The following is a 23,834-nucleotide window of genomic DNA, read 5'->3' on the forward strand; positions in this document are numbered from 1 at the left end:
CAGAGGCTCGATATGTTTGTCGTGGATGGATGTTGTCCACACATTGCTTGAAGTCACAAGGGGTAAGCTTTCTGTTTGCCACGCACACTAACTCTCTCGTAGTGCGTGGCTTTTTTATGATTCTTATTTTACCTTCAAAAAATTCGAATAACTTAACCAACTTGCTCCGGTGTGATCGCAATAGAGCATACCTATAATGGTGAATAAGCCAGCAGACTTGGGTATGAGGTGAATGATGGGTCAGTTAGTTGAAGGGCAGTGGCATGAGGGATGGTATGATACTAAAACCAATGGTGGAAATTTTGTCCGGGAAGAGGCTGGGTTCCGTGATTGGATCGAAAATAAACCGGGTGCGAGATTTACACCAGAATCTGGTCGTTATCACCTTTACGTTTCTTTAGCCTGCCCTTGGGCGCATCGAACCTTAATTTTCCGCCAGTTGAAACAACTTAAAGAGCATATCGATATTACGATTGTTTGCCCTGATATGCTTAGCCAAGGGTGGCAATTTGGTATTCCAGAACCTTTATTTGGCTATAGTAAACTGCATCAACTCTATACTCAGGCTAAGGCTGATTATACAGGCCGTGTTACGGTGCCAGTTCTGTGGGATAAAAAGACTCAGACAATTGTGAGCAATGAGTCTGCAGATATTATTCGTATGTTTAACTCGGCGTTTAACTCATTAACTGGTAATGATATCGACTATTACCCATTGGCATTGCGCGAAGTTATTGATGAGTGGAACACTTTTATTTATCCCAATATTAATAATGGTGTTTATCGTTGCGGGTTCGCAACCACTCAAGAAGCTTATGAAGAGGCGTATGAATCGTTGTTCGCAGCACTGGATAAAGTCGACCACCATTTAGCGACCCATCGTTATTTGGCTGGGCCAGTTTTGACAGAAGCGGATTGGCGACTCTTTACCACCTTGATTCGCTTTGATGCGGTGTATGTGGGCCATTTTAAGTGTAATCAAAAGCGTGTTGCCGATTATCAGCATCTAAATGGCTATTTGAAAGAGCTTTACCAAATGCCAGGAATTAAAGAGACGACAGATTTTTATCATATCAAACGGCATTACTATTTTAGTCATAATATGATTAATCCAACCCAAGTTGTACCGGTTGGGCCTGATTTAGATTTAGAATCTGATCATGGGCGAGGTGATTTAAATTAATAAAAAGCCCTTGATCAAAATCGAGGGCTTTAATTTTACTCTATGTTGTTCAGTAACGAAGGATTATTTCTGATCCTGAGCCGCTTGAATCGCTGTTAGTGCGATGGTGTAGACAATATCATCCACCAAAGCACCACGAGATAAGTCGTTGACCGGTTTGCGCATGCCTTGCAGCATTGGGCCGATAGAGACAAGATCTGCTGAACGTTGTACCGCTTTATAAGTGGTATTACCGGTATTTAAATCAGGGAACACAAACACAGTTGCTTTACCAGCAACAGGAGAGTTTGGTGCTTTAGACGCTGCTACGTTCTCCATAATTGCGGCATCGTATTGCAGTGGGCCATCGATAATCAGATCGGGTCGTTTTTCTTGTGCAATACGTGTTGCTTCACGCACTTTATCAACGTCGGCACCTTTACCGGAGGTTCCTGTAGAGTAAGAGATCATTGCTACGCGTGGGTCAATACCAAATGCAGCTGCTGAATCGGCTGATTGAATCGCAATTTCTGCTAACTGTTCTGCGGTTGGATCTGGGTTGATCGCACAGTCACCATAGACTAGAACTTGATCCGGCAGGAGCATGAAGAAAACAGAAGAAACGATAGACGCATTAGGCGCAGTTTTAATGATTTGGAAAGGCGGTACGATGGTGTTGGCCGTAGTATGAACCGCACCAGAAACCAAGCCATCCACTTCATCTGCTTCCAGCATCATGGTACCGAGGAAAACGGAGTCTTCGAGTTTTTCACGCGCTACGACTTCAGTCATGCCTTTTGCACCACGAAGCTCGACTAAGCGTGCCACATAGTTTTCACGTACCGCATCGGCATCAATGATTTCAACGCCAGCGCCCAATTCAACACCTTGTAGTGCAGCAACGCGTTTGATTTCATCGGGATTACCTAGCAACACACAGCGAGCGATTCCACGTTCTGCACAAATAGCGGCGGCTTTTACAGTACGAGGTTCATCACCTTCAGGTAGTACAATGCGTTTGTTAGCACGACGAGCAAATTCAGTTAACTGGTAACGGAATGCAGGTGGGCTGAGGCGTCGAGTGGCTTGTGTGCCTTCTGTCAACGTATCAATCCATGGGCCATCAATATGGCTTGCCACATGTTCACTGACAAATTCGATGCGTTCTTTATCATCAGCAGGAACTTCAAGGCTAAAACTTTGGAGGTTTAGCGAGGTTTGCCAAGTATTGCCTTGAGCTTTAAAAATCGGTAAGCCAGTATCAAACGCAGGTTTACATAGGTTAACGATTTCATTAGGCATATCGTAACCACCAGTTAGCAGCACGGCACCAATTTCTACGCCATTCATCGCAGCAAGGGCGGCAGCGACGATCACGTCAGGACGGTCAGCGGAAGTAACAAGCAGTGAACCCGGTTTAAAATGCTCGATCATATGTGGGATAGAGCGGGCACAGAAGGTTATACTCTTAATACGACGGGTATTAATATCGCCTTCATTGATCACTTCTGCGTTCAGATGTTTAGCCATATCAATGGCTCGAGTTGCAATTAAATCAACATTCCAAGGCACGCAGCCTAACACGCGAATCGGACTGCTGTTAAAAATCTGCATCACTTCAAGATTGGCTTGTTTAGCGCTATCTGCATCATCAAAGATTTCAGATAAATCAGGACGCGTACGCCCTGCATCATCGACAGGGGCGTTTAATTTATTGATCAACACACCTGAGATATTTTTATTTTTAGTGCCACCAAAGTTTGAGCAAGCAACCTCAATACGTTCTTTGAGTTGGGTTGGGTTATCCGTTCCAGGCGTTGCAACAAACACAATTTCAGCGCCAAGAGTTTTGGCAATTTCTGCGTTAACTTGGTTGGCAAAAGGGTGTTTGCGCGTAGGTACTAACCCTTCAATTAAAGTGACATCAGAGTCAACGATAATTTGGTTATAACGTTCTACGACAGTTTCTAGTAGAACATCCATTTTTTCACCACCAATCAATGCTTCTGCGGCAGACATTGGCATTGGTTCACCAATTTTCATGTCGCTATTATGACTGATGATGGTAGAGGTGAGGTCAGGCTGATCGCCACCGCTACGAGGTTGTGAAATTGGCTTATAAAAAGAAACACTTACACCTTTGCGCTCCATTGCACGCAGGAGCCCCATGCTGACACTGGTTAAACCAACACCAGCACTGATAGGGACAAGCATAATAGTACGGGACATTCGTAAAGTACCTCAACACTATTGATTGCAATCTAAAGAGAATTAGATTGAAAAGAACAAAGCCTAAGGCCGTATTCCATTAAGAATAGGTCTTAAGCCCCAAAGAAATCTGGCTAACCGCGAAGTTAGCCAGACAATAAATTAGAGACCAGCGAGGCGAGCTGTATCTTCTGCGATTACCAACTCTTCATTGGTCGAAATCACCATTGCAGGAATGCGGCTGTTAGCCGTCGTGATCACACCTTCTCCACCAAAACGAGCTTTAAGGTTTGCTTCACTGTCGACTTCAATGCCAAAAATAGCAAGACGGTTTAATACCATTTCACGAATAGGTGCTGAGTTTTCACCGATACCACCGGTAAATACGATAGCGTCTAAACGGCCATCAAGGCTTGCCGTATAACCAGCGACATATTTTGCTAGGCGGTGGCAGAAAACATCCATCGCACGAGTCGCTTCTTCTTTTTGGCCGTAGTTATCTTCCACAAATCGGCAGTCAGAAGTGACTTGAGTTAAACCAAGCAGCCCAGACTCTTTGGTCAACATGGTGTTAATTTGTTCGACAGAATAACCGAGTGCATCATGTAGGTGGAAAATAATGGCTGGGTCAATCTCACCACAACGAGTGCCCATGACTAAACCTTCTAGTGGGGTTAAGCCCATTGAGGTATCAACGGATTGGCCATTCTTAATTGCACAGACAGAAGCGCCATTGCCTAAGTGACAGTTGATGATATTTAATTCATTAACCGGTTTGCCCAAGCGTTCAGCTGCTTCACGAGCAATAAAGAGATGAGATGTTCCGTGCATACCGTAGCGACGAATACCATGCTCTTTGTATAGATGGTACGGCAGCGCATACAAATAGGCTTGTTCTGGCATTGTTTGGTGGAATGCAGTATCGAATACAGCAACATTTTTCAGATTCGGGAATGCTTTTTTGGCGGCTTTAATACCAACAATATGCGCTGGGTTATGCAGCGGTGCGAAGGTTGCAGCGTCTTCAATGCCTTTGATTACTGCATCGTCAATTAGCGCTGATTGAGTAAATTGTTCACCACCATGCACAACACGGTGACCAATAGCTGCAAGGTTTTCAGCTAGTTCTGGTTTAGAAGCAAGAATGGTATCTACCATAAATGCAAGCGCTTCTTCGTGGGCTGCACCATTTCCAAGTTGTGCTTCATGTTTACCATCAAGTTTCCACTTAATGCGTGCTTCAGGAAGGTGTAGACATTCTGCAAGACCGGAGAGATGCTCTGTACCGTTTTCTGCATCAACAACCGCGAACTTTAAAGAAGAACTACCGCAGTTTAAAACTAAAACTAGCTTAGACATGTATAACTACCTGTAATGATCGGTTAGGATAAAATTCAATCACAAGAATAGCCGAACTCGATGAAAGTGAGAACTAATCTTGGTCAATAAAACAGCGAATATCCCTATTAAAAAGGAGAGACAAAAGGGCCTCATCCATGTTGCTTTCCGTGCTTTTTTCCTCTCACAGTTGCCTAAATTGTAAATAAGGGCAACAATGAGATTGAGAGTTCGCAAAGGATAGCGATAATGACTCAATATAACAAAAAAAATTTGAAGCGATACTAGTTTTAGTCAATTTTTTACGTCTTTCGTTGAATTGTTCAACTATTTTTTAGTAAGGGTCGGCGGTAGTTAGTGTCGTAAAACAGTGAGGGCAATGAGTATGAGTAACAAAGCTGGCATTATTCATAGTTTACGAGATGGCCAAAAGTACATGGATACTTGGCCGATACGCAAAGAGCTGAACCTACTGTTTCCTGAAACTCGTATTATTAAGGCGACTCGATTTGGTATTAAAGTGATGCCAGCTATCGCCGCGATTAGCGTGTTAACCCAAATGAGCTTTCAGAATATGCAAGCCATGCCACAAACGGTGGTGATGGCATTGTTTGCTATCAGCCTGCCATTGCAGGGGATTTGGTGGTTAGGTAGTCGAGCGAATACTCAATTACCTCCTTCGTTAGCAGGATGGTATCGGGAGTTACATCAAAAAATCATTGAAACTGGGTTTGCACTTGAACCGGTGAAGTCAAAGCCACGTTATAAAGAGTTAGCCTTAGTTTTGAATCGCGCGTTTCGTCAGCTCGACAAAACTGTGTTAGAACGCTGGTTCTGATGAATGCCAATTGTTGTATATTACGCCCCTGATCATGTTGCGCGCCTTCTTCTATCATTCTCCGATGCTCAAGAAGGCCGTGGACTATTTTTCAATCGCTAGCTCATTCCCATCGCCGAGTTATTTTTATTATCTCAAATTCTACTTTTCTTACGCTAACGTCGCGATTGGCGAGTATGGCTAGCACGGCAACCAATATAAGTTAACGTGCTAATGTTTCTCGGTAGTGATGAAAGTGAGTAACAATAGTGGCCACATCGGTAAAAGTTCGAATTTCGCGAAAGAGATCCGCAGCTTCTGGATAAGCGTGGCGTAGGTAGGCAAACCACTGTTTGACTCGATTAGGGTAATATTTTCGTTTATCTCCACGAACTTCATAATCGGAGTACTTGAGCAAGAGATCAAGCACTTGATGCCAAGCCATCGGTGGATGATTATACTTAATCATATTGCCCAGGTTTGGAATGTTTAGCGCGCCACGACAAACCATTAAAGAATCAACGCCAGTGGTTTCGATACAGGCTTGTGCATCAGCATGATTCCAAATTTCACCATTGGCTATCAGCGGAATAGTGGTTTTCTGGCGGATTTGTCCGATATAATCCCATTGAATTTCACTGGCTTTGTAACCACCCGCTTTGGTGCGTGCATGAATGGTTAATTCATCAGCGCCAGCTTGAGTAATCGCATCAACAATTTCAAAACAGTCATTCGGGTCTTCCCAGCCTAAACGAATTTTGGCACTGACAGCAAGGTGGCTAGGAACGGCTTCGCGACAGGCTTTTACCACTTGATAAATCAATTCTGGGTGCTCTAATAATGCCGCTCCCCCTTTACTTTTATTGACGGTTTTTGCTGGGCATCCGAAGTTCAGATCGATTCCACTGGCTCCAAGCTCTGCAGCCCGCAGCGCATTCTCTGCCATCCAAAGAGGCTCTTGTCCTAGCAATTGAACTTTAACGGGGGTGCCTGATGGGGTACATGAGGCATGTTTTAATTCTGGGCAGAGGCGATAGAATAGATGATCAGGTAAAATCTGGTTAATAACCCGAACGAATTCGGTCACACAAAAATCATAATCATTGATTTCGGTGAGCATCTGCCGCATCAAATGATCAAGAACGCCCTCCATTGGGCCAAGAATAACACGCATAATAAGAACTGTAATGATGAAACGAGGCGAGATTGTAGAGTGAGAAGCAAGCCGAGTCACCCTCTTTTATTGGCAGATCTTCAACGCTAATGATCCTAGGCTGCAACTTCATCGTCTTTACGTTTATACTGTTGGCATTATTATCGAAAAACAGAACATAGTATGATCTATCCCTTAGTCAATTTGTCATCATTAGCGGTGGATGAGTCTCCGCTTTTTATTGAAGGAATGGTGTTTGCTGCTAATTTAACCATTCAACCTCTTGATCCTAACTCATGGCTTAGCGAGCTATTCCCTGATCATGTTCATGAACTTGAGCCTGTCGTGACGCAGCAGATCCATGCCCAATACCAAAAATTGAAACGTAATGAGTATGCGCTGTTGTCATTACTGAAAACCCACGCACCAAGTAGGGAAGAAGGGTTAGCGGATTTTGCAGAAGGATTTATGACGCTATGGCCACGCATTGAAACACAATGGTTATCGACACCAGTATCTGATGGATCATATCGTATGCTTCAGGCGCTACTAACCACCTTGATGTTGGCGATTGATGAAGAGCAAACACATTTACAGATGCAAGCAGCAGGCTATGATGCCTTGCCGACGCTAGCTCATATGATTGAACAACTCGATCTCATGGTGCATGAAGTCGCTCTTGCAGCAGATGAACAGTTGGTGGGGGACAAATCACAACAGGTTAATCCTTATAAGTCGGTAGGGCGTAATGATCCTTGCCCTTGTGCCAGTGGTAAAAAGTTTAAACAGTGTTGTGGGCAATAGAACGTTATTAACTTGAGATTGACATATAAACCATAAAAAACAGCCATAACCTTTGTCAATAAGGTTGTTAGGAGTCAAATGAGAATGAAAAAATGGGTTGCCCTGATTTTTTGTAGTTTTTCTGTGTTCGCTACGCCAAAAGAAACCTTAAGTGAACGATTAGCGTTAACCGATGGGTTTAGTGCTCAATTTTCTCAACAGGTAGTGAGTCCCGAAGGGGATACCGTGATGGATGGCAAAGGGGTTGTTGATATTGCCCGGCCAGGATTTTTTCGTTGGCAAACCACTGAGCCAGACGAAAATCTACTGGTTTCTGATGGACAATCACTCTGGTATTACAGTCCGTTTATTGAACAAGTGACCATTTATGACCAAAAACAAGCGACAGAGCAAACACCGTTTGTTCTTCTGACTCGCAATCAGGCTCGTGATTGGGATGCTTATCAGGTTGAACAAGTCGGGGATGTGTTTACGCTCATTCCGATTTCTTTTGAATCTAACCAAGGTCATTTTCAAATAAAGATTAATGATCAAGGTATTGTGCAAGGGTTCAATGTGATTGAGCAAGATGGGCAACAAAGCCGATTTACCTTTTATAATGTAAAGCTACAAACACCAGCAAGTAGTCAGTTTCAATTTACCATCCCTGATGGGGTTGAGGTTGATGACCAACGTTAATGTCATGAATAATGAGTAATCGTGAGTAACTACAGTTTAGATTTTTCAGGTGACGAAGATTTTCGTCCCCTTGCCGCACGTATGAGGCCTCAAACAGTCGAGCAATATATCGGCCAGCAGCATATTTTAGGGCCAGATAAGCCGCTCCGGCGCGCATTACAAGCCGGCCATATCCATTCCATGATCTTATGGGGGCCACCGGGAACGGGGAAAACAACACTAGCTGAAGTAGCAGCCAATTATGCCAATGCGGAAGTGGAGCGAGTTTCTGCCGTGACTTCAGGGGTGAAAGAGATTCGAGCGGCGATTGATAAAGCGCGAGAAAACCAGCGTGTCGGAAGACGAACGATTTTATTTGTCGACGAAGTCCATCGCTTTAACAAATCCCAGCAAGATGCCTTTTTACCCCATATTGAAGATGGAACCGTCACCTTTATTGGTGCGACCACAGAGAATCCGTCATTTGAACTTAATAACGCTCTGTTATCACGTGCCCGAGTCTATAAATTGATGTCGCTTAGCGAGCAAGAAATTCTTCAGGCACTTAATCAAGCGGTTCATGATGTCGAGCGAGGTTTAGGAAAAACGCCAGCATGTTTCCATGATCAAGTGCTAGAGCGGCTAGCAGAACTTGTCAATGGTGATGCTCGCATGTCATTGAATTACTTGGAACTCTTGTATGATATGGCAGAAGCTGATGCACAAGGCTGTAAGCAAATTACCTTAAATCTCTTGGCCGAAGTGGCGGGCGAAAAGGTGGCTCGTTTTGATAACCAAGGTGATCTTTGGTATGACTTAATCTCCGCTTTTCATAAATCAATACGCGGGTCTAACCCAGATGCTGCGCTATATTGGATGGCGCGAATGATTTCTGCAGGGTGCGACCCGTTATATATTGCTCGTCGATTATTAGCGATAGCCTCTGAAGATGTAGGGAATGCCGATCCACGCGCGATGCAAGTCGCGCTTTCTGCGTGGGATTGTTTTACCCGAGTTGGGCCAGCTGAAGGGGAGCGAGCTATCGCTCAAGCTGCGGTTTATCTTGCTTGTGCGCCGAAAAGTAATGCCGTGTATACGGCGTGGAAACACGCGCTGAGTGATGTGCACAACCTCCCTGAGTATGAGGTACCCGTTCATCTACGCAATGCTCCGACACGTTTGATGCAAGAGTTAGGTTATGGAGCGGAATATCGTTATGCTCACGATGAACTTGGAGCTTATGCGGCAGGAGAGCGTTACCTTCCGCCAGAAATGGTGGGTAAGCGCTATTATCAGCCGACTAATCGAGGCTTAGAAACTAAAATTTCTGAAAAACTCGAGTATCTGGCGGCGTTAGACGCAAAAAGCCCACAAAAGCGCTATGAAAAGTAGTGGCTTTTCGTTATCTTTGACAAAGTAAATTTCAATACGTCTGGCTTTGCTTAAAAAGCAAGCACATACGTTTCTTCATAACATTAAAAGCATAGGATTAGCAATGCTGGATTCTAAATTACTTCGCACTGAGCTGGATGAGACAGCTGCAAAATTAGCACGTCGTGGCTTTAAGCTTGACGTAGAAACTATCCGCACACTTGAAGAACAACGCAAGTCGATTCAAGTAGAAGTTGAAAATTTACAATCCACGCGTAATTCCATCTCCAAGCAAATTGGCCAACTGATGTCGAAAGGCGATAAAGAGGGCGCAGAAGCGATCAAAAAACAGATCGGGACGTTGGGTGATGATTTGGATGCTAAAAAGGTCGAATTAGATAAAGTTCAAGCACGGTTAGATGCGATAACTCAAAGTATCCCTAACCTTCCTGATGAATCGGTTCCTGAAGGAAAAGATGAAAACGATAACGTGGAAGTGTCACGTTGGGGGACGCCAAAAGAGTATGACTTTGCAGTCAAAGATCATGTTGATTTAGGCGAAATGGGTGATGGCTTAGATTTCGCGAGTGCGACAAAAATTACCGGTGCCCGATTTGTGGTGATGAAAGGTCAATTTGCCCGCCTACATCGTGCCATTGCTCAATTTATGCTCGACTTGCATACCGAGCAACATGGCTATACCGAGTTGTATGTTCCTTATCTCGTTAACGCGGATACCTTGTTTGGAACAGGGCAATTGCCAAAGTTTGGCCAAGATCTGTTTCATACTGAGCCATTGACAGAAAAAGTGAGTGACGAAGAGCCTCGCCGTTTGTCATTGATTCCAACCGCAGAAGTGCCGGTGACGAACTTGGTGCGTGATGTAATTCTTGATGAAGCGGAACTCCCGCTCAAGATGACTGCCCATACTCCTTGTTTCCGCTCTGAAGCTGGCTCTTATGGCCGTGATACGCGTGGTTTGATCCGTATGCACCAGTTTGACAAGGTGGAATTGGTGCAGATCACCAAACCAGAAGCGTCAATGGCGGCATTAGAAGAGTTAACGGGTCATGCTGAAAAAGTATTACAGTTGCTTGACCTACCTTACCGTAAAGTGGTGCTGTGTACGGGTGATATGGGCTTTGGTGCGCGTAAAACCTATGACCTAGAAGTGTGGGTTCCGGCGCAAAAAACCTATCGTGAAATTTCATCATGTTCCAATATGTGGGATTTCCAAGCTCGTCGTATGCAAGCTCGTTTCCGCCGTAAAGGGGAAAAGAAACCAGAATTGGTGCATACATTGAACGGTTCTGGTTTGGCGGTAGGCCGTACCATGGTGGCGATTTTAGAAAACTATCAACAAGCGGATGGCCGGATTGAGATTCCAGCGGTTCTACAGAAATATATGAATGGTCTGACTCATATCGGTTAATGAATCCGGATGGAACTGTAAAAAACCGACGTCTATTGGCGTCGGTTTTTTTATCATTTTTTGCAATAGGTTCATGATCAGAAACGTCAAGTGATTTGAAAGTTATGCTGGTCTTGTAAAGCAATCTCTACCGCGTGCAATAATGTATCTATTTGTTCAGCAGTACAGATATAAGGCGGCATTAAATAAATTAAATGACCAAAGGGTCGGATCCATACGCCTAAGCTTACAAAGAGGGCTTGAATGACTTCCATGTTGACAGGGTGGTGGGTTTCTATCACACCAATAGCGCCGAGCCAGCGAGTCTCTTTGACGATAGGATAAGCTTGGAAATTGGGTAATCGGGCCGCAAATTGAGTTTCTATTCGTGCCACTTGTGTTTGCCAGTCGCCTTGCTCGATAAGTGCTAGGCTTGCTGCAGCCACTGCGCATGCTAACGGATTACCCATAAAGGTTGGACCATGCATAAAACACTGAGCTTCACCACGACAAACTGTCTCGGCAACCTGTTTGCTGGTGAGGGTCGCCGCCAAAGTCATATAACCGCCAGTTAACGCTTTTCCTACACACATAATATCTGGCTCAATACCGGCATGTTGACAAGCAAATAGTTTACCTGTGCGTCCGAAACCCGTTGCAATTTCATCGAGGATCAACAAGATGCCATATTCATCGCACAGCGATCGAACTTGGCGTAGAAATTCGGGATGATACATTCGCATCCCTCCTGCCCCTTGTACAATGGGTTCTAAGATCACCGCAGCAATCTGCAGGTGATGCTCGGCGAGTTGAGTTCGGAAGTTGTCGATATCATGTTCTTGCCAGTGTTGCCAAAAACCGATTTGTGGTGAGTCGGCAAAAATATGTTCGGGAAGAAATCCTTTGTAGAGGCGATGCATGGAATTGTCAGGATCGGTGACTGACATCGCGGCGAAGGTGTCGCCATGATAACCATGACGTAAGGTGAGAAATTTTGCCCGGGGCTCTCCTTTCGCTTGCCAATATTGCAACGCCATTTTCAAGCTCACTTCAACCGCCACAGAACCGGAATCAGCAAGGAAAATGTGTTGTAAGTTTTTCGGCGTTAATGCTAATAAACGTTGGCAGACCTCAATCGCAGGTTGATGAGTAATTCCACCAAACATCACATGGGCCATTTTATCCAATTGCTGGTGAGCGGCTTGAGTTAGTTCGGGGTGGTTATATCCATGAATTGCAGCCCACCACGAAGACATACCATCAATCAGTGGCGTTTCATTGTCTAAATAGAGATAAACACCTTGGGCACGATTGACAGGATAACAGGGTAGAGGTGCCAATATCGAAGTATAAGGATGCCAGATATGCTGGCGATCAAACGCTAAATCCATAAAAATCCAAACCAGAAAAGATTAAATAATAAACAGATGTAAACCATTGCTTGTTGTTTTAATTGACAGTTTAGCGTGTCTCAGTAAACTAGCCAAGCATAACGCTAACGAAATAACATTACCTGTTAAGGATTACCTGTGGACGTTCGTCATAACTGGACAGTGGCTGAAGTGAAGGCACTACTTGAAAAACCGTTTATGGATCTGTTGTTTGAAGCACAGCAAGTTCATCGTCATTATCATCCGCATAACCATGTACAAGTCAGTACCTTGCTTTCAATCAAAACAGGAGCCTGCCCAGAAGATTGCAAGTATTGTCCGCAAAGTGCTCATTATCGAACCGATGTTGATAAAGAACGTTTGATGGAAGTTACACGCGTTTTAGAGGCCGCACAAAAAGCGAAGCAGTCAGGATCGACCCGTTTTTGTATGGGAGCGGCATGGAAGAATCCGAAAGCGCGTGATATGCCATTGCTAAAAGCGATGATCGCCGGTGTGAAAGAGATGGGATTAGAAACCTGTATGACGCTAGGTATGCTAACCCCTGAGCAAGCCAAAGAGCTAGCTAATGCGGGGTTAGATTATTATAACCATAACTTAGACACGTCACCTGAATTTTACAGTCACATTATTACAACGCGAACCTATCAAGACCGTTTGGATACCTTGTCACATGTGCGAGAGGCAGGGATGAAGATCTGTTCGGGTGGCATTATTGGTATGGGAGAAAGTTCTCATGATCGCGCTGGACTGTTGGTGGAGTTGGCCAATCTTCCTACTCAGCCGGAAAGTGTGCCGATTAATATGTTGGTGAAAGTGCCAGGTACGCCGCTGGAAACGGCGGAGGATGTGGAACCCTTTGACTTTGTTCGTTTGATTGCGGCAGCACGAATTATGATGCCGAAATCCGCCGTTCGCTTATCGGCTGGACGAGAGAAAATGAACGAACAGATGCAAGCACTCTGTTTTATGGCGGGAGCCAACTCTATTTTCTATGGTTGTAAACTACTGACCACACCCAATCCAGCCGAAGATAGCGATATGCTACTATTTACTAAATTAGGCATTAATCATCAACACCGGGTACAAAAACCGGATCAAGTGGCGGAGAATGAACTGATTGATCAAGTGATTGAGCGTGTCGCTGCTCGCCCTAGCCCCGATGACCTATTTTATGATGCCAGCGTTTTATGACGGCACGGTTTAATGCTCGTATTCAGCAAGCGTTGCTGGCACGAAAACAGCAAGATGGTATCCGTCAGTTACAGCCTCTACTAGGTGGCAATCAACCTTATCTAGAGCGGAATGGCCAGGGCTACTTTAACTTTTCTAGTAATGATTATTTAGGGTTAGCGACAGATAAAAGCTTAATTCAAGCTTGGCAACACGGTTTGAGTTTATATGGGGCCGGGAGTGGTGCATCGCCACTGGTCACTGGATTTTCTGCCGCCCATGAACGGCTTGAAAAAACGTTATGTGACTGGTTCGGTTATCCTCGCGCTATTTTATTTGCTTCCGGATTTAGTGCGAATCAAGCGTTACTTTTTACCTTGTTAGAAAAAGGTGACTTACTGCTGCAAGATAAGCTGAATCATGCTTCGCTGATGGAAGCGGGCAGGTTGTCTTTTGCCACCATGAAACGCTTCAAACACAATGATGTACAACATTTAACTCAGCTATTAACCGAGTCAGCGACATGCTTAGTGGTGACGGAAGGGGTTTTTAGTATGGATGGTGATTGTGCACCATTAGCAGAGATACATCAGCAGGTTAACCAGCACGCTTGGTTGATGGTTGATGATGCACACGGTGTGGGTGTCTTAGGCCAGCAAGGTCGAGGTAGTTGTGAGCAGGCGGGGATTTGGCCTGATATTTTAGTTGTCACGTTTGGTAAGGCTCTCGGTGTAGCCGGTGCGGCTATTCTTTGTCGTGACGAGCTTGGGGATTATGTAACCCAATTTGCTCGGCACCATGTCTATTCTACTGCCATGCCACCAGCACAAGCCCATGCAATTACTCATGCCATTGGTATGGTTCAGCAACAAACGTGGCGACGTGATAAATTAGCAGAACTTGCTGCGGTTTATGATCAGGCATTGTCTCCGGTTGCTGGATTTATTGCCAGTCAAACGCCGATTAAACCCTTTCTGTTGGGGAGCAGTCAACGTGCAATGACAATCGCGCATCACCTACGTGAAAGGGGGATTTGGCTAACGGCGATTCGCCCACCAACGGTTCCTCATGGCGCAGCGCGATTACGTATTACCCTAACCACCAACCATTCAATTGAACAAGTAAAAATGATGACCCAAGCTTTGATGGATACATTGGAGAAATATGAATGGTCGAGGTAACGAGTCACGAATTTTCAGTCCAAAGTGATAAAGTAGCCATTGCCCAAGCGTTTAGTAAAGCGGCAGTACGCTATGATCAACATGCCGCCTTCCAACGTGATGTCGGTCTGCGTTTACTTGATAAGCTACCTGAACAGCTGAATGGGTGGCGTATTCTTGATTTGGGGTGTGGAACTGGGTATTGCTCTCAAATACTGCAATCAAGAGGTGCGACGGTTGTGTGTGTCGATCTCTCTTTAGCGATGTTGCAGCAAGCTTATCAACGATGTGGCACTGCTCGAATGGCTTACCTACAAGCCGATGGTGAAGTGTTGCCTTTTGCTTCTTCAGTATTCGATGTGGTATTTTCAAGTCTTGCTTTGCAATGGTGTGAAAACTTAGCGACGCCCTTACAAGAAATCTATCGAGTATTAAAGCCAACAGGACGGGTTTGTCTTTCAACACTATTAGAGGGATCGTTAGTTGAGCTACAACAATCATGGCTAAAAGTTGATTCATATCAACACGTCAATCGCTTCACGTCGCTCAATCAGATAAAAATTGCGTTAGCGCAAGCTGATTATCAACAAATTCACTTAGACTTATCTGCAATCACGGTATGGTATGAGAGTGCAGTCTCTTTGATGCGAGACTTAAAAGGCATTGGTGCTAACCATGTTCCAGGTCGAGCGCAAGGATTGACTCGACGCCATACACTTGCTCAGGTAGAGCAGGCATATCAATTGTTTCGTAACCATCAAGGTCTTCTACCTGCAACATATCAGGTTTGTTTAGGGGTTTTACATCGATGATAGATGCATTATTTATTGCGGGTACGGATACTGATGTAGGCAAAACAGTAGCTTCAAAAGCTATTCTTCAAGCCTATGCTGAAAAAGGGTTATCGACGATTGGCTACAAGCCAGTTTCGGCGGGTTGTGAGAAAACAGAGCAAGGATTACGTAACGGTGATGCGCTGCATTTATTGCAAGCAGCAACAGAAAAAATGCCGTATGAGGACATTAATCCCTTTGCATTAGAGCTACCAACTTCGCCACACATTGCAGCAAAACATCAACACCAAACCATTGAGTATTCGGTGTTGAGTGAAAAACTGCTGAAATTAAAGGCTCATGCTGATGTTGTTCTCGTCGAAGGTGCTGGCGGTTGGCGTGTGCCTATTTCAGATAACGAAAGTCTTTCGAGTTGGGTTCAACAAGAGCAATTACCTGTCGTTTTAGTGGTCGGGATTAAATTAGGCTGTTTAAGTCACGCATTATTGACTGCTGAGTCTATTCGATCAGACGGGTTAAATTTAGTTGGCTGGGTGGCGAATCGTGTGAATCCAGGGACTGAACATTATGCCGATATTATTTCACTACTTGAAGCTCGCTTAGATGCACCTAAATTAGGTGAAATACCCTATATGCCAAGTGTCAAGCGTCGCGAATTAGGTCGCTTTATTGATATTTCTCCGTTACTAAACATCAAATAACGCGCGTTTAGAACCCTAAAGAGCAGGGCGGCAGAGGATGTGCCCTGTTCTTTATTCTGCTATTTCTCTTGAGATAACCCCACTAAAGAGTGTGGCATATTCATGATGTGAGAAGGAATGGTCTCTTCTGTGCTTAGTCCTAACTGTTGTTTTGCTTCTTCTTCACTTAATCCTAGATGACAGCGTAATAAATCAATTGCCATTTGATAGCGACTTACTTCAGTCATGAGCGTTTCCTTTACTGAGGTTTAACGTTGTCTTAACTTCTGGCAATGTAATGGCTTTAAGTCGACGCTTCAATAAGACCAAAGTATAAAGATGGACTGATCGGATCAGTCTTTTGGATGATCGCCGTTCTACTTGTTGAAGTCGTCGCGGTGCCTATCTGCAACGCCAAGTTGTTTGGCTATAGACATTAAATGTTGCAATTTATCCGCTAGCCTTGAATATTCAATCGATGACATTATGTATTAAAATACTGACGTTGAAGATCTTCATTCAGCGTCTATTTAATAAAGTCCGATTTGGAGAGAAGTCATGAAGCGAGTATTGTTATTCTTAGCAACAAACTTAGCTGTGGTGCTGGTTCTTAGTGTTGTTTTGAATATTGTTTATGCGGTAACAGGCATGCAACCGGGTAGCTTGTCTGGCCTATTGGTGCTGGCTGCGGTATTTGGTTTTGGCGGTGCATTTATCTCACTTCTGATGTCAAAGGGTATGGCATTACGTTCGGTCGGGGGAAGAGTAATAGAAAGCCCTCGTAATGAAATGGAACATTGGTTATTACAAACCGTTCGTCGCCAAGCACAGCAAGCGGGTATTGGCATGCCCACGGTCGCAATCTACGATGCGCCGGATATGAATGCGTTTGCTACAGGTGCGAAACGTGATGACTCATTGGTTGCCGTTTCTACTGGGCTTTTGCATAACATGACGAGAGATGAAGCTGAAGCGGTGTTAGCGCATGAAGTTAGTCATATTGCGAATGGCGATATGGTTACCATGACTTTAATGCAAGGGGTCGTGAATACCTTTGTTATTTTCTTATCTCGTTTCATTGCTAATATTATTTCTTCACGAAACTCCGATGAGGGTGAAGGGAGTAATATGATGGTCTATTTTGCTGTGTCTATGGTTCTTGAGTTAGTCTTTGGATTCTTAGCCAGCTTTATTACTATGTGGTACAGCCGTCATCGAGAATATCATGCAGATGCTGGTGCGGCACAATTGGTTGGAAGACACAAAATGATCGCCGCTTTAGAACGGTTAAAAATGAGCTATGAGCCTCAGCTTGAAGGCTCGATGATGGCATTTGGGATTAATGGTAAACGAACCATAACTGAACTTTTGATGAGCCATCCTCCCTTAGATAAACGTATTGCCGCTTTGCGCCAACTCTAACTTTATATTGAACCAGCGTTATGCTGGTTCAATTTTTCCACATCAGATGACCAACCCCCCCCCCTCATTCGTACGATCGTTTGTCATTTTTCTATTTTACTTGCCGCGCTTTTAGTGATAGGTCGAGGTTTCTATAGTTGTACAAAAATAAATTTGTACAACTATAGAAAAATGCACTATCTTAATTAATGGTTATACGGGAAATAATTTTGTATAAGTATGGGGCATGGTATGGATGTACAGGACGTCAGTCAGTTTTATCGTCAGTTAAGTAAACATAATCTTGATCAGCTTGCTGAACTTTATCATCCACATGTCGTCTTTGAAGATTCGGCTCACCGTATAGAAGGCTTAGCGGCGTTGCAGTGCTATTTTGTTCAGCTTTATCAAAATGTTCAGCGTTGTGATTTTACCATCCATGAACAGCAACAGTTGGGACAAAATGCTTTTCTCACTTGGACGATGCATTTACAACATCCCAAGTTAGCCGGCGGCACTATGATTTCAGTACAAGGAACCAGTTGTATTAAGTTTGAGGATGGCAAAGTGATTTATCATCGTGACTACTTTGATCTAGGCGAGATGTTGTACGAGCACTTACCGCTACTTGGTCGTGTGATTCGTTGCATAAAGCGGAGATTGGGCCAATGAATAAAATCTTAATTACCGGAGCCAGTTCCGGAATCGGGCGACAGCTGGCACAAGATTATGCTCAACAAGGTTGGCAAGTTATCGCTTGTGGACGCAACCGAGCCGCTTTAGAGCAGCTCGCAGCAGATGATGGTTCTATCTATCCTTTAGTGTCTGATGTGACAGATCGAACAGAAACCTTGAATGCGTTTGCAAACTTACCATTTATTCCAGAGCTGTGGATTTTAAATGCCGGTAATTGTGAATATATCGATGATGGATTAATGGACACAGAGCGCTTGGCTCGTGTTTTTGCTGTCAATGTTTTTGGTGTCGCAATTTGCCTTGAGGCGATTCAATCGAGACTGATGAAAGGGCATCGAGTGGCGATTGTCGGATCGATAGCTAGTGAGTTAGCACTTCCGAGAGCGGAAGCTTATGGAGCATCAAAAGCAGCCGTGGGTTATTTAGCTCGTTCACTGGCATTAGATTGGCAGAATAAAGGCGTTGCTATCACCACCATTTTCCCAGGCTTTGTCGCCACGCCTTTAACCGACAAAAATAATTTCCCAATGCCTATGATGATTACCGTTCAACAGGCATCAAAAGCCATTCGTACCGGGTTAGCAAAGGGGAAAAAAAATATTTATTTTCCAGCCCGTTTTACTTGGATGATTCGACTACTCGCCTTATTACCCTATCGTTGGCAGCATCAATGGGTGAAGTGGCTGGTTCGTGTATAAAAAGGATAAATCATGAAAATTGCTATTATTGGCAGCGGAATTTCAGGCTTAACGTGTGGTCACTATTTACATACTGATCATGATATCACCGTGTTTGAGGCCAATGATTATATTGGGGGTCACACGGCAACAGTCGATGTTGAATGGGAAGGGCAGCATTACGCAATTGATACCGGCTTTATTGTCTATAACGACCGCACTTATCCAAATTTTATCCGTATGATGGACGAAATCGGTGTCAAAGGGCTGCCCACACAAATGAGTTTTAGTGTCCGTAATGATGGCAATGGCTTGGAATATAACGGACATACCTTAACGACATTATTTGCGCAGAAACGAAATTGGCTGAACCCTAAGTTTTATCGTTTTATTGGCGAAATATTGCGCTTTAATCGGTTGGCTAAGTTGGCGAGTCATCAGCCAGCACAAACGTTACTCACGTTGGGGGACTTTTTACAACACCATCAGTTTTCTGACTATTTCTGTGAAAATTATATCTTACCGATGGGAGCTGCCATTTGGTCATCTTCATTGGCAGATATGCGAGTTTTCCCGTTGGGTTTTTTCTTACGCTTTTTTCTAAACCATGGATTACTTGAAGTAGCTAATCGTCCACAGTGGTATGTTATTCAAGGCGGCTCACGGTCGTATATCACGCCTTTAACGAAAGGGTTTCAGCAGCAGATCAGGCTAAATTCTCCGGTCACATCCGTACGCCGAATGGACTCAGGGGTAGAATTAACCGTCAATGACCAAGTAGAACGGTTTGATCAAGTGATCTTTGCTTGTCATAGCGATCAAGCTTTAGCGATGTTGGCCGATCCGACCGAAAAAGAACAAGATATTCTGGGGGCCATGACTTATCAGGCGAATGAAGTGATTTTACACACCGATACCTCGTTACTCCCAAAAAGGAAAGCTGCGTGGGCATCTTGGAACTACTGGTTGAAGGGCGTGCAAGATCAGCAAACCCGTTTACCCTCTTTAACCTACAATATGAATATTCTGCAGCATATTTCTTCTTCAAGCACTTTTTGTGTCACGCTCAATAGCGGTCAAGATATTGATCCAGATAAAGTGCTTAGGCGGTTTATCTATCATCATCCAGTGTTTACGACACAAGGGATTGCTGCCCAGCAACGTAAATCAGAGGTGAATGGTATTAATCATACCTGGTTTTGTGGTGCGTATTGGCACAACGGTTTTCATGAAGATGGTGTAAAAAGCGGCTTGGATGTTGTGACACAATTAAATGCTTTGCAGGCGAAGTTTAAATAAGGAGTTGTGAAATGAGTGACGTTCCATCTCATATCGGAAGTTGCTTAATGGTTGGTCATATTCGGCATCGCCGCTTAACCCCTGTGCAACATGCGCTGAACTACCGATTATTCATGCCCTGTATTGATTTGGATGAATGGCAAGCATTGAAAAATCAAGTCTGGGGGTTAGGTGAAAAATGGTGGCACTGGGCACGCTTTCGTCGTCAAGATTATCTCGGTGAGGGTGATTTAAAGCGTGCAGTGCAAAGTAAAGTAGAGCAATTAACTGGTGACAAGATAACGGGTAAAGTCGTCGCGGTACTCCATTTACGTTACCTCGGGCTGTATTTTAGTCCCGTTAATTTTTATTACTTATATGATGAACAAGGCCTGTGGCGTTATTTATTAGCTGAAGTCAGCAATACCCCCTGGAATGAGCGACACTATTATGCGCTCCCAGCAGATGCCGGTAACAATAATCAGCATTGGCAACAAGATAAAGCCTTTCATGTGTCACCTTTTAATCCCATCGACCAACAATACCATTGGAAGCTGAAACCCTTGACTGATCATTTAATGGTGCATTTAGAGTGTCACCGGCAGCATAAAGAGTTTGATGCCACATTGACCTTGCGTGCTCAACCTTTTACCAGTAATGCACTGATTAAGTTATTGCTCAAAACACCGATGATGACAGTGAAAGTGATGGTGGGGATTTATTGGCATGCTTTTAAACTTTGGCGTAAAGGTGCTCCCTTTTATGCACACCCACAATCGGAACAAGACAAGAGTAAGGAGAGAGAATAATGATACCGTCCGCTTCTTTAATAATGCCTAAAACCCGGACTATGTTTTCCAAAGGTGCCAGAGCGGTGGCATTGAGGTCTCTCCATTTATTACGTATTGGTAGCTTGACCATTAAAGAATCATATCATGATGAAAACATGGAACAATTTGGCTCTAGTGATACTGGCCAGTTGCATGCCTTTATCGAAGTGAAGCATCCTGATTTTTATGCTCGGTTGCTCAAAGGAGGCAGTATTGCCGCTGCAGAAGCATATATGGATGGGTGGTGGGATAGTCCAGATTTGACGGCGGTGATGGAATTGATGGCGAGAAACCTGTCGGCACTTGATCAACTGGAAGCGAAAAGTAGCGTATGGACACGTACGGTTAACCAACTTGGACATTGGTTAAAACGTAATACGGTTGGACAAGCTAAGGAAAATATTGAGGCACATTACGATTTAGGTAATACGCTCTATCAAACCTTTTTAGATAAAAACATGCTCTATTCAAGTGCGCTTTATCATTCTGCTGAAGAGAGCTTAGAGCAAGCTCAGATCAATAAAATGGATCGTTTATGTCAACAGCTACAACTTCAACCGACAGATCATGTATTAGAAATTGGTACAGGTTGGGGAGCGATGGCGATCTATATGGCTCAGCAGTATGGATGCCGTGTGACCACGACGACTATCTCAGAGCAGCAATTTGCCTATACAGAAGCGTTGGTAAAACAGCTCGGATTAAGCGATAAAATTACTCTGTTGAAAAAGGATTATCGTCAGTTGACCGGGCAGTTTGACAAACTTGTTTCGATCGAGATGATTGAAGCCGTCGGTCATGCTTACTTAAAGTCCTATATTCAGCAGTGTAATGAGAGATTAAAACCGCAAGGGCTAATGGCGATTCAAGCGATTACTATTGTCGACCAACGTTATCAATATTATCGTAATAATGTTGATTTTATTCAGAAATATATTTTCCCCGGTGGATTTTTACCCTCAATTACGGTACTGGCTGAAACTGCCACTCGATATAGTGATCTTGTGATTCGTGATCTCTTTGACCTCGGATTAGATTATGCACAGACGTTAGCTGACTGGCGTCAACGTTTTGAAATTTCGCTGGAGCAGGTACGGGCACTTGGCTACGATGAACGATTTGTCCGTATGTGGCGCTATTATCTTTGCTACTGTGAGGGTGGGTTTAACGCTCGTACGATCAGCGCTGTTCATATGACATTGCAGAAGAGTGGATAATGCGTAGCTTGTTGTGGTCATCATTATGGTTTGAAGTGATTTGGTTGTGCGCGGTATTAGGGCAAACCAACTGGCAAGGCGTCACGCTTGGCTTGGTACTCTTGACTTGGTTGACGTCTGTCTACTATGCGCGTTATCGCATATTTCCGGTGTTGGTCATCACGATCATCGGTATAACTCTGGATATGGCAAATCATTACTTTGCGCTATTCATTTTTGCCGAGGCAACTTGGATTCCGCTATGGCTCATTGCCCTATGGGGAGGCTTTGCTTGGTATAGCCAAAGGTTGTTAAGCGTTGTTTGTACTTATCCTCGCCTATGGGTGATGTTTTTGGGCGGATTAGGGGGAGCTCTAAGCTATTGGGCAGGATATCGTTTTGGTGCTGTTACGCTGGTTTACCCAGTTTCGATCACATTAGGGATACTCTTTATCCAGTGGTTCTTGTTAACCTTCTTTTTGCTAAAGGTGTTCACCGATGAAATGGATAGTCGCTATCACTAAATTCAGTTTAAGCTTAACTTTATTACTTCCTGTTCGGGCGGCGTCTATCCAAGATTCGCAAACCATGTGGTCAATGTGGCCAGTGGTTGGGCAGGCAACCCTTTCGTGGTTATGGTTTGATGTTTATACCTCCCAGCTCCGTACACCAGATGGTATCTATCATCATATTGATGATTTACCAGCTCATCCAGTTGCATTGGAAATTCACTACTTGCGATCAATCTCGCAGCAACAACTATTAGAGGCGACCCAAAAGCAGTGGCAAAAACTTGGCTATTCAGCGGCAGAAATAGAGCGGTGGCTGAGTGAATTTAGTCACATGTTTCCAAGTGTCGAACAAGGGCAGCGTTTGGTGTATCTCTCGGATGGACAAACGGGTCAACTTATTTTCTTTCCTTCACAGGATGAGTCTGAAATACGTGGCCTGGTTCAAGATCCGGTAATGAATGAGGCCTTCCTAGCTATTTGGCTATCGCCACGTAGCCATTATCCTCAATTAAGAAAGCAGTTAATAGGAATAAACTGATGAAATACTTCTATGCATGGCTTTGGTTGTTGGGGGGATGTTTACTCACTGCCTGCTCAGCAGACATTCAGGACTATCAAAAAAATGAACCCAAGTTTGATTTATTCGAATATTTTTCAGGCACAACTCAAGCCTGGGGGATGGTGCAAGATTATACAGATAAACAAACACGACGCTTTGAAGTCTTAATTAAAGGCTCTGTAGAAGGCGAGGTTCTGACTTTAGTGGAAGACTTTGTGTTTGATGACGGTGAAGAAAGTCAGCGAATTTGGATAATTACTCGTACTGATCGCGGTGAATACCTCGGTGAAGCAGATGATATTATCGGCCAAGCTAAAGGAAAGGCGGTCGGAAATACTTTACATTGGCAGTACACTTTTTTATTACAAACTGAGCAACAAGCGATTCAGGTTTTATTTGATGATTGGATGTATCGTCAAGATGAAAAGCATATGTTTAATCTGACTAAGATTAAAAAATTCGGCATTGAAGTCGGAAAAATTACGTTATTTTTTCAAAAGCAGCCATAATCACCAAGAGCATATGGTTGTGATGAAAAAGGGCCATATATGGCCCTTGTATTGAAT

The 23,834-nt window shown here is 44.0% G+C and carries 24 protein-coding genes; 19 read left to right on the forward strand and 5 right to left on the reverse strand.

Annotated elements, in window-relative coordinates; all coding sequences use genetic code 11:
• Positions 1-235: 235 nt before the first annotated feature.
• On the forward strand, positions 236-1,183 hold the full coding sequence (locus FKN05_RS02420) for a glutathione S-transferase family protein (RefSeq protein ID WP_170887226.1): 948 nt from the start codon (positions 236-238) through the stop codon (positions 1,181-1,183).
• Between the two features lie 63 nt (positions 1,184-1,246).
• On the opposite strand, the gene pta is transcribed toward FKN05_RS02420, so the two are convergent.
• Both pta and FKN05_RS02430 read right to left on the reverse strand, forming a co-directional pair.
• Complete coding sequence (gene pta / locus FKN05_RS02425) at positions 1,247-3,391, reverse strand: phosphate acetyltransferase (RefSeq protein WP_099612587.1); 2,145 nt, start codon at positions 3,389-3,391, stop codon at positions 1,247-1,249.
• A gap of 141 nt (positions 3,392-3,532) precedes the next feature.
• Positions 3,533-4,729, reverse strand: coding sequence for an acetate kinase (locus FKN05_RS02430; RefSeq protein ID WP_099612586.1), 1,197 nt, complete (start codon positions 4,727-4,729; stop codon positions 3,533-3,535).
• 364 nt (positions 4,730-5,093) lie between these two features.
• Between FKN05_RS02430 and yfbV the strand changes: the two genes are divergently transcribed.
• Positions 5,094-5,546 (forward strand): terminus macrodomain insulation protein YfbV, encoded by a 453-nt coding sequence (yfbV, locus tag FKN05_RS02435; RefSeq protein WP_099612585.1) that lies wholly within the window; start codon positions 5,094-5,096, stop codon positions 5,544-5,546.
• Between the two features lie 202 nt (positions 5,547-5,748).
• Here the strand turns inward: yfbV and dusC are convergent, their stop codons facing one another.
• Positions 5,749-6,699, reverse strand: a complete 951-nt coding sequence (dusC, locus tag FKN05_RS02440) for a tRNA dihydrouridine(16) synthase DusC (protein ID WP_161427402.1) — start codon at positions 6,697-6,699, stop codon at positions 5,749-5,751.
• 162 nt (positions 6,700-6,861) lie between these two features.
• On the opposite strand from dusC, the gene FKN05_RS02445 reads away from it, so the two are divergent.
• The 4 genes from FKN05_RS02445 (at position 6,862) to serS (ending at position 10,942) form a co-directional block, all read left to right on the forward strand.
• Entirely contained in the window at positions 6,862-7,482 is a 621-nt protein-coding gene (locus FKN05_RS02445; protein ID WP_099612584.1) for a YecA family protein, read from the forward strand.
• A gap of 84 nt (positions 7,483-7,566) precedes the next feature.
• The gene (gene lolA / locus FKN05_RS02450; RefSeq protein WP_099612583.1) at positions 7,567-8,160 is read left to right on the forward strand and encodes an outer membrane lipoprotein periplasmic chaperone LolA; all 594 of its coding nucleotides are present in this window, start codon (positions 7,567-7,569) and stop codon (positions 8,158-8,160) included.
• Positions 8,161-8,181: 21 nt separating this feature from the next.
• Positions 8,182-9,531 (forward strand): AAA family ATPase, encoded by a 1,350-nt coding sequence (locus FKN05_RS02455; RefSeq protein ID WP_170886826.1) that lies wholly within the window; start codon positions 8,182-8,184, stop codon positions 9,529-9,531.
• Positions 9,532-9,634: 103 nt separating this feature from the next.
• Positions 9,635-10,942, forward strand: a complete 1,308-nt coding sequence (gene serS, locus FKN05_RS02460) for a serine--tRNA ligase (protein WP_099612581.1) — start codon at positions 9,635-9,637, stop codon at positions 10,940-10,942.
• Positions 10,943-11,028: 86 nt separating this feature from the next.
• On the opposite strand, the gene bioA is transcribed toward serS, so the two are convergent.
• On the reverse strand, positions 11,029-12,312 hold the full coding sequence (gene bioA, locus FKN05_RS02465; protein ID WP_170886829.1) for an adenosylmethionine--8-amino-7-oxononanoate transaminase: 1,284 nt from the start codon (positions 12,310-12,312) through the stop codon (positions 11,029-11,031).
• Positions 12,313-12,450: 138 nt separating this feature from the next.
• Between bioA and bioB the strand changes: the two genes are divergently transcribed.
• The 4 genes from bioB to bioD are packed head-to-tail and all read left to right on the forward strand — an operon-like array spanning position 12,451 to position 16,140.
• On the forward strand, positions 12,451-13,506 hold the full coding sequence (bioB, locus tag FKN05_RS02470; protein ID WP_161427399.1) for a biotin synthase BioB: 1,056 nt from the start codon (positions 12,451-12,453) through the stop codon (positions 13,504-13,506).
• Positions 13,503-14,666 carry an 8-amino-7-oxononanoate synthase gene (gene bioF / locus FKN05_RS02475; RefSeq protein ID WP_170886831.1) on the forward strand — a complete coding sequence of 388 codons (1,164 nt, stop codon included), beginning with the start codon at positions 13,503-13,505 and terminating at the stop codon, positions 14,664-14,666. The genes bioB and bioF overlap by 4 nt, the downstream gene beginning before the upstream one ends.
• Positions 14,654-15,457 (forward strand): malonyl-ACP O-methyltransferase BioC, encoded by an 804-nt coding sequence (gene bioC / locus FKN05_RS02480; protein WP_170886833.1) that lies wholly within the window; start codon positions 14,654-14,656, stop codon positions 15,455-15,457. The genes bioF and bioC overlap by 13 nt, the downstream gene beginning before the upstream one ends.
• Positions 15,454-16,140: a dethiobiotin synthase gene (gene bioD, locus FKN05_RS02485; protein ID WP_099612577.1), complete on the forward strand. Its 687-nt coding sequence runs from the start codon at positions 15,454-15,456 to the stop codon at positions 16,138-16,140. Before bioC ends, bioD begins: the two co-directional genes overlap by 4 nt.
• 59 nt (positions 16,141-16,199) lie before the next feature.
• On the opposite strand, the gene FKN05_RS02490 is transcribed toward bioD, so the two are convergent.
• Positions 16,200-16,367: a hypothetical protein gene (locus tag FKN05_RS02490; RefSeq protein WP_099612576.1), complete on the reverse strand. Its 168-nt coding sequence runs from the start codon at positions 16,365-16,367 to the stop codon at positions 16,200-16,202.
• A 310-nt stretch (positions 16,368-16,677) separates the two neighbouring features.
• Here FKN05_RS02490 and htpX point away from each other — a divergent pair, with 310 nt between their 5' ends.
• The 9 genes from htpX (at position 16,678) to FKN05_RS02535 (ending at position 23,777) form a co-directional block, all read left to right on the forward strand.
• Positions 16,678-17,541 carry a protease HtpX gene (gene htpX / locus FKN05_RS02495; RefSeq protein WP_099612575.1) on the forward strand — a complete coding sequence of 288 codons (864 nt, stop codon included), beginning with the start codon at positions 16,678-16,680 and terminating at the stop codon, positions 17,539-17,541.
• Between the two features lie 231 nt (positions 17,542-17,772).
• Positions 17,773-18,192 (forward strand): nuclear transport factor 2 family protein, encoded by a 420-nt coding sequence (locus tag FKN05_RS02500; RefSeq protein WP_161427528.1) that lies wholly within the window; start codon positions 17,773-17,775, stop codon positions 18,190-18,192.
• Positions 18,189-18,914, forward strand: coding sequence for an SDR family NAD(P)-dependent oxidoreductase (locus tag FKN05_RS02505; RefSeq protein WP_170886835.1), 726 nt, complete (start codon positions 18,189-18,191; stop codon positions 18,912-18,914). The genes FKN05_RS02500 and FKN05_RS02505 overlap by 4 nt, the downstream gene beginning before the upstream one ends.
• A 12-nt stretch (positions 18,915-18,926) precedes the next feature.
• Positions 18,927-20,192, forward strand: coding sequence for an NAD(P)/FAD-dependent oxidoreductase (locus FKN05_RS02510; RefSeq protein ID WP_170886837.1), 1,266 nt, complete (start codon positions 18,927-18,929; stop codon positions 20,190-20,192).
• An 11-nt stretch (positions 20,193-20,203) separates the two neighbouring features.
• Positions 20,204-20,980, forward strand: coding sequence for a DUF1365 domain-containing protein (locus tag FKN05_RS02515; RefSeq protein WP_099612571.1), 777 nt, complete (start codon positions 20,204-20,206; stop codon positions 20,978-20,980).
• Complete coding sequence (locus tag FKN05_RS02520; protein WP_161427531.1) at positions 20,980-22,218, forward strand: SAM-dependent methyltransferase; 1,239 nt, start codon at positions 20,980-20,982, stop codon at positions 22,216-22,218. The genes FKN05_RS02515 and FKN05_RS02520 overlap by 1 nt, the downstream gene beginning before the upstream one ends.
• Complete coding sequence (locus FKN05_RS02525) at positions 22,218-22,721, forward strand: DUF2878 domain-containing protein (RefSeq protein WP_170886839.1); 504 nt, start codon at positions 22,218-22,220, stop codon at positions 22,719-22,721. Before FKN05_RS02520 ends, FKN05_RS02525 begins: the two co-directional genes overlap by 1 nt.
• The gene (locus tag FKN05_RS02530; protein ID WP_237665738.1) at positions 22,696-23,247 is read left to right on the forward strand and encodes a chalcone isomerase family protein; all 552 of its coding nucleotides are present in this window, start codon (positions 22,696-22,698) and stop codon (positions 23,245-23,247) included. The genes FKN05_RS02525 and FKN05_RS02530 overlap by 26 nt, the downstream gene beginning before the upstream one ends.
• The gene (locus FKN05_RS02535; protein WP_161430442.1) at positions 23,247-23,777 is read left to right on the forward strand and encodes a DUF3833 domain-containing protein; all 531 of its coding nucleotides are present in this window, start codon (positions 23,247-23,249) and stop codon (positions 23,775-23,777) included. The genes FKN05_RS02530 and FKN05_RS02535 overlap by 1 nt, the downstream gene beginning before the upstream one ends.
• Positions 23,778-23,834: the final 57 nt, after the last annotated feature.

This window comes from Vibrio sp. 1-1(7), assembly GCF_013048485.1.
Taxonomy (GTDB): domain Bacteria; phylum Pseudomonadota; class Gammaproteobacteria; order Enterobacterales; family Vibrionaceae; genus Vibrio; species Vibrio fujianensis.

Excerpts from the sequence above, each read along its gene's own strand:
- FKN05_RS02420 (WP_170887226.1), top strand. The coding sequence starts at position 236 with ATGGGTCAGTTAGTTGAAGGGCAGTGGCATGAGGGATGGTATGATACT.
- pta (WP_099612587.1), bottom strand. The coding sequence starts at position 3,391 with ATGTCCCGTACTATTATGCTTGTCCCTATCAGTGCTGGTGTTGGTTTA.
- FKN05_RS02430 (WP_099612586.1), bottom strand. The coding sequence starts at position 4,729 with ATGTCTAAGCTAGTTTTAGTTTTAAACTGCGGTAGTTCTTCTTTAAAG.
- yfbV (WP_099612585.1), top strand. The coding sequence starts at position 5,094 with ATGAGTAACAAAGCTGGCATTATTCATAGTTTACGAGATGGCCAAAAG.
- dusC (WP_161427402.1), bottom strand. The coding sequence starts at position 6,699 with ATGCGTGTTATTCTTGGCCCAATGGAGGGCGTTCTTGATCATTTGATG.
- FKN05_RS02445 (WP_099612584.1), top strand. The coding sequence starts at position 6,862 with ATGATCTATCCCTTAGTCAATTTGTCATCATTAGCGGTGGATGAGTCT.
- lolA (WP_099612583.1), top strand. The coding sequence starts at position 7,567 with ATGAAAAAATGGGTTGCCCTGATTTTTTGTAGTTTTTCTGTGTTCGCT.
- serS (WP_099612581.1), top strand. The coding sequence starts at position 9,635 with ATGCTGGATTCTAAATTACTTCGCACTGAGCTGGATGAGACAGCTGCA.
- bioA (WP_170886829.1), bottom strand. The coding sequence starts at position 12,312 with ATGGATTTAGCGTTTGATCGCCAGCATATCTGGCATCCTTATACTTCG.
- bioF (WP_170886831.1), top strand. The coding sequence starts at position 13,503 with ATGACGGCACGGTTTAATGCTCGTATTCAGCAAGCGTTGCTGGCACGA.
- bioC (WP_170886833.1), top strand. The coding sequence starts at position 14,654 with ATGGTCGAGGTAACGAGTCACGAATTTTCAGTCCAAAGTGATAAAGTA.
- bioD (WP_099612577.1), top strand. The coding sequence starts at position 15,454 with ATGATAGATGCATTATTTATTGCGGGTACGGATACTGATGTAGGCAAA.
- FKN05_RS02490 (WP_099612576.1), bottom strand. The coding sequence starts at position 16,367 with ATGACTGAAGTAAGTCGCTATCAAATGGCAATTGATTTATTACGCTGT.
- htpX (WP_099612575.1), top strand. The coding sequence starts at position 16,678 with ATGAAGCGAGTATTGTTATTCTTAGCAACAAACTTAGCTGTGGTGCTG.
- FKN05_RS02500 (WP_161427528.1), top strand. The coding sequence starts at position 17,773 with ATGGATGTACAGGACGTCAGTCAGTTTTATCGTCAGTTAAGTAAACAT.
- FKN05_RS02505 (WP_170886835.1), top strand. The coding sequence starts at position 18,189 with ATGAATAAAATCTTAATTACCGGAGCCAGTTCCGGAATCGGGCGACAG.
- FKN05_RS02510 (WP_170886837.1), top strand. The coding sequence starts at position 18,927 with ATGAAAATTGCTATTATTGGCAGCGGAATTTCAGGCTTAACGTGTGGT.
- FKN05_RS02515 (WP_099612571.1), top strand. The coding sequence starts at position 20,204 with ATGAGTGACGTTCCATCTCATATCGGAAGTTGCTTAATGGTTGGTCAT.
- FKN05_RS02520 (WP_161427531.1), top strand. The coding sequence starts at position 20,980 with ATGATACCGTCCGCTTCTTTAATAATGCCTAAAACCCGGACTATGTTT.
- FKN05_RS02525 (WP_170886839.1), top strand. The coding sequence starts at position 22,218 with ATGCGTAGCTTGTTGTGGTCATCATTATGGTTTGAAGTGATTTGGTTG.
- FKN05_RS02530 (WP_237665738.1), top strand. The coding sequence starts at position 22,696 with ATGAAATGGATAGTCGCTATCACTAAATTCAGTTTAAGCTTAACTTTA.
- FKN05_RS02535 (WP_161430442.1), top strand. The coding sequence starts at position 23,247 with ATGAAATACTTCTATGCATGGCTTTGGTTGTTGGGGGGATGTTTACTC.